Below are 13,764 nucleotides of genomic sequence, written 5' to 3' on the forward strand. Positions count from 1 at the left end.
ACCTGGGCCCGGCTCCCTCACGGGAAAGGGTGGATCTGATGTTCTGGATCAATGAGAAAGACGGCTCCGCAGTGCATCCGAACATGTGCCGGAATCGGAAAGCCGATCACCCGTTCCATGCGTGAGTGAGGTTGCCCGATGAGAGGGAGAGCGATGCCCCGCACCCACGAGTTGCCGACCGAGGACGCGCAAGGTTGGCCCGAGCTCACCCGTGTCGAGGAGGACACGCCGGCCGGCCCCCGGCCGGACGGTCGTCGTGGTCCGCATGAGAGTGAGCCCGACCGAGGCGGGGCCTCCAGCTCCGGGCTTCGTAGCCGTTCGGCCGCCCATGCCGCGCGTTCGCTCTCCGGCCAAGGACCGGGGACTCATCTGCCCGTATCGGAGGTACTGGACGCCGATACCGAAACGGCGGAAGCCATTGAACGGGTGCTGGCCGTGCACTTGCGAGGGCTCGCCCACGATGCCGCGGAGATCGATCAGCTGTTCGCCCAGGACGTGGCCGAGCGCGTGCGGGCCTTCGCCCTGAGCGGCGGCAAACGGCTGCGCGCACGGTTCGTCTGGTGGGGCTGGCGTGCAGGCGGCGGGGCGGACACCGGGCCGGGCGCCGAGGCGGCGCTCCGGCTGGGCGCCGCGCTCGAATTGATTCAGGCGTGCGCGCTGATCCACGACGACGTGATGGACGGCTCGCCGTTGCGCCGGGGCTCACCCGCACTCCATGTCGACTTCGCGGTCCAGCATCTCCGCTCAGGCATGCGTGGGGACGCGGCGGCGTACGGACGAGCGGCGGCCATTCTGGCCGGCGACCTGGCCCTCGCCTGGGCCGACGACCTCGTACTCGACATCGAGACCGAACCGGTGGCGCACAGGCGCATACGAGGCCTGTGGCAGGTAATGCGCAGCGAGATGGTCGCCGGGCAGTACCTCGATATGCACGCGCAGGCGAGTGCCGCCTCCTCGCCGGAGGAGGCCCTGCGCATCGCCCGCCTCAAGACCGCCCTCTACAGCGTCGAACGGCCGCTGGCGCTCGGTGCCGCGCTCGCCGGGGCGGATGCCCGTACGGCGCGGAAACTGTGCTCCGCGGGCCGCTGCGCCGGAGTCGCCTTCCAGCTGCGGGACGACCTCCTCGGAGTGTTCGGCGACCCGGAGGTCACCGGGAAGCCCTCGGGTGAGGACATCCGCAACGGGAAGCTCACCTATCTGGCGGCCGTGGCCCGGACACTGGCCGAGAAGAGCGGTGATGTGACGTCCCAGCAGATGCTGGAACGCGCCGTGGGCGATCCCGACCTGTCCGACGACGATCTGGACCGGCTGCGCCAGGTGCTGGAGGACACGGGGGCGCGCCGCACGGCCGAAGCGGAGATCGACCGGTTGATGCGGCGCGGTCAGGAACATCTGCGCGATGCATCCATCGCCGGACCTGCCCACCACGGCCTGTCGACGCTCCTCGGGATCGCCGTCGGCGCGCCACCTGGCGTCATGGTGGACGGCCTGCGACCGAACGGAGAAGTGCGAGGGTGAAGTCGTTCAAAGGGCCGACCGACCATGTGGTCGTCGTGGGTGCCGGGCTCTCCGGGCTGGCCGCCACTTTGCATCTTCTGGGTGCCCAGCGGCGCGTCACGGTCATCGAGCGCGACGCGCTGCCCGGTGGCCGGGCGGGCCGTTTCGAGATGGGCGGCTATCGCGCCGACAGCGGTCCCACGGTCATGACCATGCCGGAGATCGCCGACGAGGCCTTCGCCGCGGTCGGTGACCGGCTGGCCGACCGGGTCGAACTGATGGAATTGCATCCCGCCTACCGCGCGCAGTTCGCCGACGGCTCCCAGCTGGACGTACACACCGGTGCGGAGGCCATGGAGGAGGAGATCCGCCGCTTCGCGGGCGACCGCGACGCGGCCGGCTACCGGCGGTTGCGGTCCTGGCTCACCGACCTGTACGCCGCCCAGATGCGGCGTTTCATCGACACCAACTTCGACTCCCCACTCCAACTGCTGCATCCCGACCTCGCCCGGCTGGCGCGCCTTCGCGGCTTCGGCCGCATGGCCCCGCAGATCGGACGGTTCGTCTCGGACGAGCGGCTGCGCCGGGTGTTCTCGTTCCAGGCGCTGTACGCGGGCGTACCACCCGAACGCGCCCTGGCCGCGTACGCGGTGATCGCGTACATGGACACGGTGGCCGGCGTCTACTTCCCGCGCGGCGGAATGCACGCGCTGCCCCGGGCGATGGCGGACTCCGCAGAAGAAGCGGGCGCGGACTTCCGGTGGAACACCGAGGTCACCCGGCTGGAGCAGAGCGGCAGCCGGATCACGGCCGTGCACACCTCGAACGGTGAGCGCATCGCCTGCGACGCCGTGGTGCTGACTCCGGACCTGCCGGTGGTCTACCGGCTGCTGGGCCGCTCCCCCCGCCGGGCGGTCGCCCTCCGCCACTCCCCCTCGGCCGTGATCCTGCACGCGGGGACGGACCGGACCTGGCCCCAGCTCGCTCACCACACCATCTCCTTCGGCGCCGCCTGGAAGCGCACCTTCCAGGAGATCACCGTCAAGGGAGAGGTGATGAGCGACCCCTCGCTGCTGATCACCCGGCCCACCACTCACGACCCCTCGCTGGCACCGGCGGGCAAGCATCTGCACTACATCCTCGCGCCGTGCCCCAACACCGATATCGGTCCCGCGGCGCGCGAGTGGAAGGATCTCTCGCCGCGCTACCGCGACGGCCTGGTGACCGAACTGGAACGCCGCGGGCTGGACGGACTGGGTTCGGCGATCGAGGAGGAGTGCCTGATCACTCCGGCCGACTGGACGGCCCAAGGGCATGCGGCGGGTACGCCGTTCTCCGCGGCGCACACCTTCGCGCAGACAGGCCCGTTCCGCCCCCGCAACCTGCTGCGCGGGATCGACAACGCGGTCATCGCGGGCTGCGGTACGACACCGGGTGTCGGCGTGCCTACCGTGCTGATCTCAGGAAAACTGGCCGCAGCGCGCGTCACCGGCGCGACGGGTTCCGCCCGCAGGCCGCCCGCACGCTGCGACAACGCCGTGCTCCCCCGGACGACTCCGTGAAAGGCGTGGCCCCGTGACCCGACGAGAGCTCGATGCCGCAGGCATCAGGGACGCCGGCCTGCGCGCCGCCTACAGCCACTGCCGGCGTCTCAACTCCCGTCACGGCAAGACGTACTTCCTCGCCACGCGGCTGCTGCCGGTGGCCCGCAGGCCCGCGGTGCACGCTCTGTACGGATTCGCCCGCTGGGCCGACGACATCGTGGACGACCTCCGGAGCGGCGCCACCCCGGCGCGGCAGGGCGACGCCCTGCGAGCCCTGCGGGAACAGCTGGAAACCGGCCTTCGCACCGGCAGGAGCGAGGAACCGGTGGTCACAGCCCTGGTCCACACGGCGGCGGTGTACGACATCGACCACCAGCACTTCATCGACTTCATGGAGTCGATGCTCAGCGACTTGGAGGTCACCGACTACCCCACGTACGAGCACCTGGCCCAGTACATGCACGGTTCGGCCGCGGTGATCGGGCTCCAGATGCTGCCCGTGCTCGGCACGGTGGTACCGCGGGAGGAAGCGGCGCCTCGCGCGGCAGCTCTCGGCGTGGCATTCCAGCTGACGAACTTCCTACGGGATGTGGGCGAGGATCTCGACCGGGGGCGGGTCTATCTCCCTGCCGATCTCCTCGCCGCCCACGGCGTGGACCGGGAGCTGCTCCTGTGGAGCCGCAGGACCGGGAGCGACGATCCGCGGATCAGGGCCGCGCTGGTGGAGGGGGTGGCGCTGACCCGTGAGGTGTACCGGCAGGCGGAGCCGGGGCTGGACATGCTGGATCCGGTGGCGCGACCCTGCATCCGGACAGCGTTCACTCTGTACGGGGACATCCTGGGGGCCATCGAGGCCGACGGGTTCCGGGTCCTGCACCGCCGGGCGGTGGTGCCGGGGCGACGGAGGGCGGAGGTCGCCATCGCCGGGGCGGTCCAGCTGGCCTCTGCCCGGCTGCGGGGCCGCGCGAGTCACGGACACGGCCCCTCCCCAGCCGTCCGCGCAGACAGGCACCCGGGAATGACAACACCGGCCGGCAGGAAGGAGACGGCGGAATGACGGACGGAGACGCACGTCGACGCAGCCTGCGGGACCATATCCCGCTGCGGCTGCGGAAGCCGGTGCCCTGGCATCGGCAGGGTGCCACCTGGCGGGAGGCGAAACCGGCCCTGATCGCACAGGCACTCAAGCGGGCGAGCGCACGCCCCTCCGGCAACTGGTATGTACTGGCGGCGAGTTCGGAGATCGACGGCAAGCAGCCGTTCGGCCGGAGCGTCGAGGGCGTCGAAGTGGTCGCGTGGCGGGACGAAGCCGGCCGGCTCAAGGCAGGACCGGGAATCTGCCCGCATCTGGGAGCCCCACTCCGTAAGAGCAGAGTCCTGTGCGGGACGCTGGTGTGCCACTGGCACGGGCTGGCCCTGAACGGCGGCCCGTTCGCCGGCTGGGACCCCTACCCAGTGCACGACGACGGCGTACTCGTATGGGTGCGGCTGGACGCGGTCGGCGGTGAACCACCCCTGGAACAGCCCGTGTTGCCGGTCCGGCCGGACATCGAACAGGCCGTCGCCGCGGTGTACACGGCGGTGGGGACCTGCGAGCCGGAGGACATCGTGGCCAACCGGCTCGACCCGTGGCACGGCGCCTGGTTCCACCCGTACTCGTTCGTCGATCTGAAGGTCGACCGTGCACCCGCGGCCGACTCCCCTCCGGGTGAGGACGGCTTCACGGTCGACGTCTCGTTCAAGGTCGCGGGCCGTGCCGTGGTACCGGTCCGCGCGGTCTTCACCGCCCCCGAACCCCGCACGGTGGTCATGCACATCACCGAGGGTGAGGGTGCGACCTCCGTGGTCGAGACCCATGCCACGCCACTGGGGCCCGACGAGTGGGGCAACCCCCGTACCTACGTCATCGAGGCGGTCATCGCCACGTCGGGCCGGCCGGGTTTCGCGGTGGCCCGGGCGGCGGCCCCACTGCTGCGGCCCCTGATGCGCAGGACCGCCAGCCGGCTGTGGCGTGACGACCTCGCGTACGCCGAGCGGCGCTGGCAGTTGCGGAGCACCGGCAGGTTCCCCGGCTGAGCCGGCCGGGAGTGACGTGACGGCCTGGCCGGGCGGCCACGGTGCGGCGGCCCGGCCACCCGGTCAATCCCGGCCGGCGGCCAGGCCCGCGAGCATCCGCATGGCTCTGGACCGGCCGCTCCGCGGCACCGTCCAGAGGACCTGGCCGCGCACACCCCACTGTTCGAGCAGCGCGTTCGCCGCGAGGAAGCCGCTCGTGGCGGCTCGTTCCATCAGCGCGACCGGCAGATCTGTACGCACCAGGTCACCCGCAAGGACGAGCGTGCGGTCCGGAGTGCGCACCCCGGGGCGGCTGTCGTACGCCCCCACGGGGAACAGCGGGCAGTCCGCACGCCACTCGTGCTGAGCGTCGACGATCTTCGCGTCCCGGGTCTCCGGGTACACGCGATGCAACTGGGCGAGCAGCCGGGCCTGTTCGGCAGCACGGTCGGCGTCAGGGCCGACCGCGTAGGCGTGCAGTTCGACCACCGAGCCGCCAGTACGGGCCGCCCAGCGGGCAGCCTCGCCCTCCCAGCGTTCCAGGACGCTGATGTTGTCAAGCGAGGCGTACCCGCTCGTGCCGAGAAAGCCCGCCCGCTCCGGGTCCACCGGTCGGTCCAGCCAGAGCCGGGAGACCAGGAAGGGCGGTGCGGAGCGCAGTTGGGACACGCTGTCGCGCCAAGGGGCGTCGGCGAGTTGGGGCGATGCGGTGACGAGGCCGCACAGGCCGGGGGTGTCGAGGGCGAGGACCGTCGCGTCGAAGTGCTCGGTCCGGCCGCCGGCGGTGACCTGCTGGCCGCCCGAGGCATGGGGAGCCACCGTGTCGACAGGGGTCGCGGTGAGCAGCCGAACGCCGTGGCCTGCGAGATAGCCGGCCAGCGGATCCCAAAGAGCCTGCGGGAACGGCTCGTTGGGCACATCGAAGAGGAGCCCCTCGCTGGAACCCAGGAAGTAGATGTGGAACATCAGCACCAGCTCCGCCGCGGACAGTTCGCGAGGATCGGCGAAGAAGCTGCGGGAGAACACCTCGAACGCCAGATGATGGGCGGCCTCGGGGAAGCGGATACCGGCCAGGAAGTCGTGGGCGCTGACCGAGTCGAGCTGTTCGTAGACCTGGGGCACCCGGACGTCCAGCAGCGGGAGCGCCGCCAGCGGGTCCATCCGGGCCAGATCGCGCCAGCCGAAGGTGGGGCTGAGCGCGGCGAAACCGACGGCGCTCCACGGGGGCGTACGGGGCACCTTGGCGAAACTGTCTCGCAGGCCCGCACTGTGCTGGAGAGGGTAGTCGGGCACCGGGGTGAGCATGCCGAGGCCGCTGTCGGCGCGCCGTAGCAGGCCGCGCAGGTTGTAGTACTGCCGGAAGAAAGCGTGGAAGCCGCGGCTCATCGTGACCTGCGATCCGTCGGCCAGTTCCACGGGCCAGCCGGCCAGCCGGCCTCCGAGCGTCGGCTCGCGCTCGTACAGGGTGACCTGTGCGCCGCGCTCGGCGAGGCCGGTCGCAGCCGCGAGACCCGCGATCCCGCCGCCGATCACGGCGACCCGGGGCGCAGCCCCCGTGAAGCGGGCACGACCGGGGGCCGGGTACAGGACCTCGGCCCGCCGGTCCCTGCCGCGGCGCGGGGCACGGTCGGGTGAGCTCCGACGGGGGGTGAGCCGCGAGGTCATTCGTCTGCTCCTTCCATCACGGTTTCCTGAGGCACGAAGGCGGCAACCGCATCATGGGCCGGGCCGGTTGCTCGGGCCGTCCGGGCTCTGCGCGCCCTGGGCGGACGGCCGGGGCGCACGGGCCACCACCGTGTGCACAATGCCCGTCTGCCAGCCCGGCATCGGCGCGGCACGAACGTTCTCGTACCCCGCCTGCCGCAGCCTCCGACTGAACGCCTCGACTGTGTCGAAGGCCAACACGCTGTCGAACAGGTGACGGTACAGCTCCCGGTCGCCGGTGAGCGTGCCGGTGGGGAGGATCACCGTCTTGCACACGGCTGACCACAGAGCGCGGTGCAGGGGTGAGGCTCCGAGGGTGTATTCGTGGATGGCCAGCCGCCCGCCCGGTGTCAGTAGCCCGAGGACCGAGTCGAGGATCGCGTCGGGATCGGAGACGTTGCGAAAGAGGTACGCGGCGAAGACCGCGTCGAACCGGTTCCCGACGCCGGCCGCGGCCAGTTCCTCCACCGGAAGGTGCAGGAAGCGGACGTTGGGCGGCCAGCGTTTGGATCGCGCCTGCTCCAGCATGCCCGCCGACGCGTCGATCGCCGTGATCTCGGCCTGGGGAGCTGCCCGAAGCAGGGCCGCCGTGGAGGCACCCGTGCCGCAGCCGAGATCCAGCACCCGTAGGCCGGCTCCCGCATTCGGCAGGGCAAGTCGGCGGGCGGAGCGTCTGAGGTGGGAGTGGTACCCGGGGTTGACCGAGACGAGCAGGTCGTAGTTGTGTGCCGCATGGTCGAAAGCGGCGGCGAGCTGGTCGTCTCGCAGAAGTGTCATCTTCACCCTTGTCAGTGGCTTCTCGGTTGACCCACTATCACGCGACGCAGCGTCACAGGTCAGCGTGACACCTCGCGGCGGGCCAGGAACGCCAGGTCGGCGACGCTGCGCAGCATGGGCAGCACGGGTGTCTGGAACCCGATCGTGAGATCCTCGCGGATACTCGTACGGCCGTCGAGGAAGCGCAGCAGCCGCTCCATCGGCACGCGCTCGAACAGACCGGCGAAGAATTCGGCCCCGTCAACCCGACCGGAGTCCAGCGCCCGCAGCATGACCGCGTCCATGGCACGCGAACGCCTGGAGTGGGGCGGTGGCGGTGCGGGAACTGCACCGGACCTGTAGGCGGCGGCGATCGCTCGGCTCTGGCGCTGTACGGCGGCGAAGGTATAGCCAGTGGCGGGACGAGTCGCTCCTCCCGCGGTGCCGATCCGGAACACCCGGTCACCGATCTGCCGGGGGAACCGGGCATCGGTCATCGGGATGACACCCTGTTCGGTGGCATACACCTGGAGCGGGCCCAGTCCCAGCACACTGCCGGTGTAGTGGTGCAGGGCCGCCTCGTACGCCTCGGTGGACAACCGGGCCGCCGAGAACTCTGTGTACTCGACCAGCGCCCGGTCCGGAGCCAGTGGGAGCAGATAGCCGAACGAGAGCCCATGTGCCGGCTGTGGGGTACGGAAGTCCATCAGGCATGCGGAGTCCACGTCGAAAGGCGCAGCCGAGCCGGCCGAGCGAGTGCCGGTGCGGACGAACCAGCCGCGGAAATGCTGCAGCAGCGTGGTCCGGGCTGGAGGCAGCTTGGGCAGCGGGCGGGAATCGTACGCCCAGCGGGCACTGAGGTTCAGGCGCCGGCCGTCAGGGGTGGTGGCGAGGACATGCACACCGTCGGGGACGTTGCGAACGACATCGACGGTCGCGGTCACCCGGTTCACCTGGGGAGAAGCCGCGAGCCGGGCGTCAACCAGTGCCTCGAAGCCCCGGGACCGGATCATCTTGTATCGCCATGGGTACGGCCGGCTCTCCCAGGCGGTCCCGTCCGGCCCGCGTACGCTCAGCCGTTGCCATGAGCGGACCACTGCGTCCTCGAACTCGCCGCGGCCGTCCTCCCAGAAGCACCAGGTGCGCTCCGGCGGCCGCAAGGGCCCCTCAGGAGCGTCGATAAGAGTCACCCGGGGCGCATGTCTGGTGCCGGGCGGCGAATCCACCCCGGTGAGGACCGCGTCTGGGGTGGTGAGGTGGTGCGCGAGCGACAGCCCGGCCGCCCCGGCACCGACGATGATGACGTCGGAGTCACTCATGGCTACGTTCTTCTCCTCACAGCGCAACGGACACCCACGGGCACAGCGCGCGACCGAAATTGCGCGTCACACCCCCGGCCGCTCATCGGCGGCTGCCGGCGCACTCCTGGGACGGACGTCGCTGGATCTGTTACTCCATCACAAAGCTCCCGCCTGGCCCTGGACGCACAAGCGCGGCGCCGGAGGCGATCGCCTCGACGACCGTGGCCATCGTCTCACCGAGATCGGCTCCCGGAGGCAGGACAGGCGCACTGCCCACGACGGGGCGTCCGGCGAACCCGGTGTCCAGGTGCGGCAGTCTGGCCTCCAATACAGCGGGCCCGCGGCGTCGTTCCTTACGCGTCGCGCCGAGCCAGGCGGCCAGAGCGGCCTTCGCGGCGCTGTAGTCGGCCATGCCGGGCTGGGGCCGCTCGGCGACCACACCCGTGACGGCGACGACCGCACCCGTCTCGGGAAGCAGAGGCAGGGCCGCCCGCATGATTGGGACCGGCGTGAGGGCCACGGCGTCCAAACCGCTCAGTTCATCGGCAGCCCATTGGGCCAGCCCGGCGCATGCCTCTCCGTCGTAGGCGTCGAAGGTACGCAGAGGCGCACCGCCGCAGACCCGGGCAGCCTCAGTAAGGCGCCCGGAGTCGCGGCCCGCCAGAGCGACTGTGGCGCCCCGATCGGTCAGCAGTCCCGCCAAGGGGCCGTGTCGGCTTCGCTGGTGGAGCACCCAGGGGGTGTCTGTCATCTGCGCGGAGTGAGTGGTTTTGCATGTTCAGTATTCCGAGGTCCGCTGGTTCACGGATGCAGACGAACAGCGGAACCGAGTCTGCGACGGCCCGCAGAAGGGTGCGGATCATGCGGTGTTGTCGATTCCGCTGAGGGCGCTGCGGGCGGCTGGGCCGGGGCGGTCCGGCGGAGCGCGTGGAAGATCATTCCGCGGTGGCAGTGGAACAGGACGCTGCGTGTGCCAGCGGGGCAACAAGTTCGTCAGCTGGCAGGCGTACATGCGACCGGCCGGCGGGGGCATCAAGGGAATCGCTCCTTCTCTATCGGGAACGTACGGCCCGTCCCGAGAGCACAACTGCCAGGTTCCCTTCCAGCGGAGTCACTGCGAGAATTGCGCGATCACGCGGCAGTGAAACGGGGGACTGGCTCGTGGCAGAGGCAGTGACGGTGGCATGGATTGCCGTTGGTGGCGCGCTCGCGGGCGCAGCGGCCACCACGATCACGGGTCGGTTCACGAAAGGCGGAGCGATCGGCTCGGCCACCGTCGGCAAGCTAGACGTCCACGGTAGAGATCAGCTTGAATTTTGCATGCCGTTTGTCGAGGTCAAGAGTCAGCTGAAACCCGTGCTGTCCGGCCGCACCCCGTCGGAACCCTGGCAGCGGATAGCGCCCCGCCTTCCGGACGCCCCACCAAGCTGGACCACGGGGTCAACTATTGCCTTGAGGCTGTGGGACATGCCAGGTGACGTACGAAGGGCGGCAGCCCCTCTTGATCAGAACATACCTTCATTGCAAGCCAGCGCAGCGCCTCGGCTCACTCCAGAACTGCTTGCGGCGGCTCGGGGGTTACACCGCAACATAGAAGAACTCCTTGACGCATACACCAAGGAATACCAGCGCCTCACCAAGCGGGGCATGGGGGTGGTCTAGAGGCTGGCCACCCCACCCGCATAGCCGACGAGGGGGCTCCGTCTCTCTCCCTGGGCATAAGGGCGCCCCTCCGGCGCGAGTACCGGCGAGGCGTCTCTGTACGGCGGGAGGGCCGATGAGGGTCTACCTCCCTGCAGAGCGGCGAAGTGGAGTGTCATGACGGTTCGCTCCATCTGCAAGCCGAAAGCGGCCAAGCCTGCGAACGACAAATCCCATCGAGAGCACCTGCAGCACCGTGAAGTTGAGGACCAAGGTCACTCACGGGGCCGGCAGCCCGGTCGCGGCCTTGGCGATGGTCTTCAAGCTCGTCGAGTCCGCCCAAGCCCGCTGGCGCGCGATCACCGCCCCCCCCATTTCGTCGCTCTCGTCCGCAACTGCGCCCGCTTCGAGAACGGTCACCTCATCGAACGCTCCGAAGCGGGGCCGCCTGATGGCACCGAAAGACGAGCGACGCTAGGCAGACGATGCCTGGCTGTCCCAGCCCGAGGCCGCCCGCAAACTGGGCATCGCTCGCTTCCGCATCGGCGCACTCATCGCCTGCGGCCACTTGGTGCCCGCGGAGAACTCGACCGGGAGGGCGGGCGTCACGATCGCCAGCGTGCAGGCAGAGAAGACCCGGCGCGACAGCGCCACATACCGAGCCGCGACCGTGAGAAGGACGGTCAGTAGCAGCGCGCTCGATGGTTAGGGCGCGCCTCTGGGAGGCCAGCCACGGAGCAGAGGCTGCACCGGACTGCAGGCGGGAATGAGGCCCGGTAGCGGTCGTCCCGTGCGCACTCCGCTCTGGACCCTACCGACCAGACTTCTTCACCCGCTCGGCTGCCTTTGCCGCGGTCTCTTCTGCTTTGCCCTTGGCCTGCTCGCCGAGGCCCTCTGCCTGCATTCCCTTGTCGTCCACCGCGCCGCCGACGGTCTCCTTGAGCTTGCCCTTGACCTGCTTCGCCTTGCCCTTTGCCTTACCCATGACAATCCCGGCCTTCACTGCGAGGGCTGACATACCACGTTCCCACCTTGCGCCGTTCATTTCGAGCGCGCAACCGGTGAGGTGTGATTGCCTCCGTTACCTTCTTCGGGCTCCGCAATGAGGCATCGACGGACCGCTGACGAGGGGCTTGAGTACCGGCTTCACTCGAGCCGGAAGAACTCCCCGTAACGTGGATGTGGCAGCTCCGTGGCGTGGCAGGCCGGACGAAAGCATGAACGGAAGGACCTGCACTTAATCGACACCGGCGGCATCGGCGTCTTCCTCGGCCTGCACGCCGGCAGGACGAACACCACGCCCCGCCGACAAACGCCTGGCCTGACCTAAGGTCCACCAGCCTGCAGAAGGCCACACATCGCCGCCCGCACAGCACAGGCAATTCCCCCTCTTCCCATGTGCTTAGCAGCATTGCTGAAACCGGCGCGGCCACGGCCAGCACAGCCCGGCTCGGGGATAACAGCGGTCGGCTACGGAAAGCCAGGGCCGGTCAGGGGAAGAAGCCACGGGCCGCGTCTCCTTTCGGCCGCGGAGGGAATGCGTCGTCCATGACCACACGAGATGCACTCCCCGGCACTCACTCGTGTACGAACAGCTACGCCGCACGCGCGGGGAGGAAGGCGCACGCCAGTACGCTCACTCCCAACAGGCAGGGGTGGAACGGGTCGCGTCGGTGGCGAGGTACTTCACGGCCCGGCTGTGCGCCCACTATCTCCTCGGACGATCTGAGCACGGTCATCGGCCCAGCTCAGGAGCCGGATGGAAAGCGATAAGCACCTGACACACTTGTCCCGACTCCACGTGTGACCAGCCCGGTCATGCATCCCACCGCGCGGCTTCACACAGTGGAGTCAGCATCGTCTTTCGATCAGCGCCGACTGCCCGGTCCGCCAGGTATTCAGCAGGTGAGATGCCAGTCGGTTCTCCAAGTGCACAGTGACGTCGGCTCCGAAGGCAACCTCTGAATCCAGGTGCGGCTCGTCGGCGAGCAGACCGCCGATCACTTCTCGGCGTACGACTTGTTCATGTACGGCGTCCGCCTCCACGTGTTCCGTATAGAAGCGCTCGGCCGCAGGCCCGGCGCCGGTGCGCCGCATCGCCGCGGCGAGCCGCCGCGACCCCGGCGACGAGGTCACCTCGACGCAAGCGAAGTGGCCCACCAATGCTCCGCGCAACGCTCGGTGCAAGCCAAACAGTGTCATTACGTTGACGACGGCGAGGGCGGGGGCGGGCGCTGCCTCCACGTAGTGTCCGTAGCGTGTGTTCAGCCCCAGGTCCGCCATCAGCTCGGCGAAGAGCTGGGCGTGAATGTTCTCGGCCCGTCCGGCGCCGAACTCGTCGTATTCGATGGCGACCATGCCGGCCTTGGCCCGCCCGCGCAGCCGAGGGATCACCCAGGCGTGCGGGTCTGCCTCCTTGAGGTGGTAGAGCGAGCGCAGAGCGGCGTATTCGCGGATCTGCCACAGCTCTCCCTCATGCTCGAGATGGTGGGCGACGCTGCCACGATGGTCGGTGGGCTCGACCAGCAGCTGGCCGAACACCTCATCCGCCGAGCGGCCGGAAAGCACATCGGCTCGCAGAGCCCCGAGAAACCGCCCTTCGAGCGCCCGGCGCAACGGCATGAGCGCGGGGTCCCACTCACGGTCCTCGGCGACGTCGGCGAAACCTCGGTAGTGCAACTCGTAGAGCACGTAGAGGGCCAGCTGCAGGTCCTCCCCGTACGGGTCGGCGGCTGCGGCCTCGTCCGCCTCGGGAGGAGGAGCCTGCTGCGGGGAGGCAAGGGCAGCGAACAGACCAGCCGAAAGCGGCCCCCGGGGGCTGGGAATGGTGGGGTCGGCAGGGCTGTGGTCAGTGCTGGTCGCCGTCATGGGTGCCCTCCGGGTCGCTACCTGAAGAATGGTCGGAGCCCTCGCGGCGGTCAGCGCCGGGAGGGTTCGCGCGGCGGCGGTGGCTGGTGTCGCACCACGGGTACACGCGGCTGCGACGGCAGGTGCAGACGGCGACGACGAACCGGTCGGAGGCGGCGATCGTGCCGTCCTCCTGGACAATCTCCACCGGCCCCTCGATCAGAATCGGACCGTCGCGGACGACGGTCAAACGCCTGGCGTGGTCAGACTCGTTCGGCACGTACGACCACCAGTTCCTCTCGGTCCTCGTCGGCGCCGATCAGGCCCCGAGCCCGCAGCCAGGGCAGCCGTCGGGTGATCACGGGTCCGTAGGGTATGTACGACCTGTCCGTCACCGAGCAGCGCAGACCGCTGTCGGT

11 protein-coding genes and 2 pseudogenes are annotated in these 13,764 nt (G+C 69.6%); 5 read left to right on the plus strand and 8 right to left on the minus strand.

Annotated elements, in window-relative coordinates; translation table 11 throughout:
* The first annotated feature begins 153 nt into the window (after positions 1-153).
* From ACWGO0_RS23855 to ACWGO0_RS23870, 4 genes are read left to right on the plus strand one after another with little or no spacing between them, the layout of a single operon-like run.
* The gene (locus tag ACWGO0_RS23855) at positions 154-1,518 is read left to right on the plus strand and encodes a polyprenyl synthetase family protein (RefSeq protein WP_453538495.1); all 1,365 of its coding nucleotides are present in this window, start codon (positions 154-156) and stop codon (positions 1,516-1,518) included.
* Entirely contained in the window at positions 1,515-3,059 is a 1,545-nt protein-coding gene (locus ACWGO0_RS23860; RefSeq protein ID WP_453538498.1) for a phytoene desaturase, read from the plus strand. Before ACWGO0_RS23855 ends, ACWGO0_RS23860 begins: the two co-directional genes overlap by 4 nt.
* 13 nt (positions 3,060-3,072) lie before the next feature.
* Entirely contained in the window at positions 3,073-4,098 is a 1,026-nt protein-coding gene (locus tag ACWGO0_RS23865; RefSeq protein WP_453538501.1) for a phytoene/squalene synthase family protein, read from the plus strand.
* Positions 4,095-5,117 carry a DUF5914 domain-containing protein gene (locus tag ACWGO0_RS23870; protein ID WP_453538504.1) on the plus strand — a complete coding sequence of 341 codons (1,023 nt, stop codon included), beginning with the start codon at positions 4,095-4,097 and terminating at the stop codon, positions 5,115-5,117. The genes ACWGO0_RS23865 and ACWGO0_RS23870 overlap by 4 nt, the downstream gene beginning before the upstream one ends.
* Before the next feature lie 63 nt (positions 5,118-5,180).
* Here ACWGO0_RS23870 and ACWGO0_RS23875 read toward each other — a convergent pair whose 3' ends face one another.
* The 4 genes from ACWGO0_RS23875 to ACWGO0_RS23890 form a co-directional block, all read right to left on the minus strand.
* Positions 5,181-6,761, minus strand: coding sequence for an FAD-dependent oxidoreductase (locus ACWGO0_RS23875; protein WP_453538507.1), 1,581 nt, complete (start codon positions 6,759-6,761; stop codon positions 5,181-5,183).
* Between the two features lie 51 nt (positions 6,762-6,812).
* Entirely contained in the window at positions 6,813-7,577 is a 765-nt protein-coding gene (locus ACWGO0_RS23880) for a class I SAM-dependent methyltransferase (RefSeq protein WP_453538510.1), read from the minus strand.
* Positions 7,578-7,636: 59 nt separating this feature from the next.
* On the minus strand, positions 7,637-8,875 hold the full coding sequence (locus tag ACWGO0_RS23885) for a lycopene cyclase family protein (protein WP_453538513.1): 1,239 nt from the start codon (positions 8,873-8,875) through the stop codon (positions 7,637-7,639).
* A gap of 130 nt (positions 8,876-9,005) precedes the next feature.
* Complete coding sequence (locus tag ACWGO0_RS23890; RefSeq protein WP_453538516.1) at positions 9,006-9,608, minus strand: SDR family NAD(P)-dependent oxidoreductase; 603 nt, start codon at positions 9,606-9,608, stop codon at positions 9,006-9,008.
* A 1,107-nt stretch (positions 9,609-10,715) separates the two neighbouring features.
* Here ACWGO0_RS23890 and ACWGO0_RS23895 point away from each other — a divergent pair.
* Positions 10,716-10,930: pseudogene (locus tag ACWGO0_RS23895) on the plus strand (IS256 family transposase); the annotation flags it as partial.
* Positions 10,931-11,309: 379 nt separating this feature from the next.
* Here the strand turns inward: ACWGO0_RS23895 and ACWGO0_RS23900 are convergent.
* From ACWGO0_RS23900 to ACWGO0_RS23915, 4 genes and pseudogenes are all read right to left on the minus strand, one after another.
* Positions 11,310-11,516 (minus strand): CsbD family protein, encoded by a 207-nt coding sequence (locus ACWGO0_RS23900; protein ID WP_453538519.1) that lies wholly within the window; start codon positions 11,514-11,516, stop codon positions 11,310-11,312.
* Positions 11,517-12,349: 833 nt separating this feature from the next.
* On the minus strand, positions 12,350-13,366 hold the full coding sequence (locus ACWGO0_RS23905) for an iron-containing redox enzyme family protein (protein WP_453538521.1): 1,017 nt from the start codon (positions 13,364-13,366) through the stop codon (positions 12,350-12,352).
* Positions 13,347-13,625 carry a CDGSH iron-sulfur domain-containing protein gene (locus ACWGO0_RS23910; RefSeq protein WP_453538524.1) on the minus strand — a complete coding sequence of 93 codons (279 nt, stop codon included), beginning with the start codon at positions 13,623-13,625 and terminating at the stop codon, positions 13,347-13,349. The genes ACWGO0_RS23905 and ACWGO0_RS23910 overlap by 20 nt, the downstream gene beginning before the upstream one ends.
* A pseudogene (locus ACWGO0_RS23915) lies at positions 13,609-13,764 on the minus strand (methyltransferase); the annotation flags it as partial. The pseudogene ACWGO0_RS23915 and the gene ACWGO0_RS23910, both read right to left, overlap by 17 nt.

Source organism: Streptomyces sp. NPDC055749 (genome assembly GCF_053617235.1).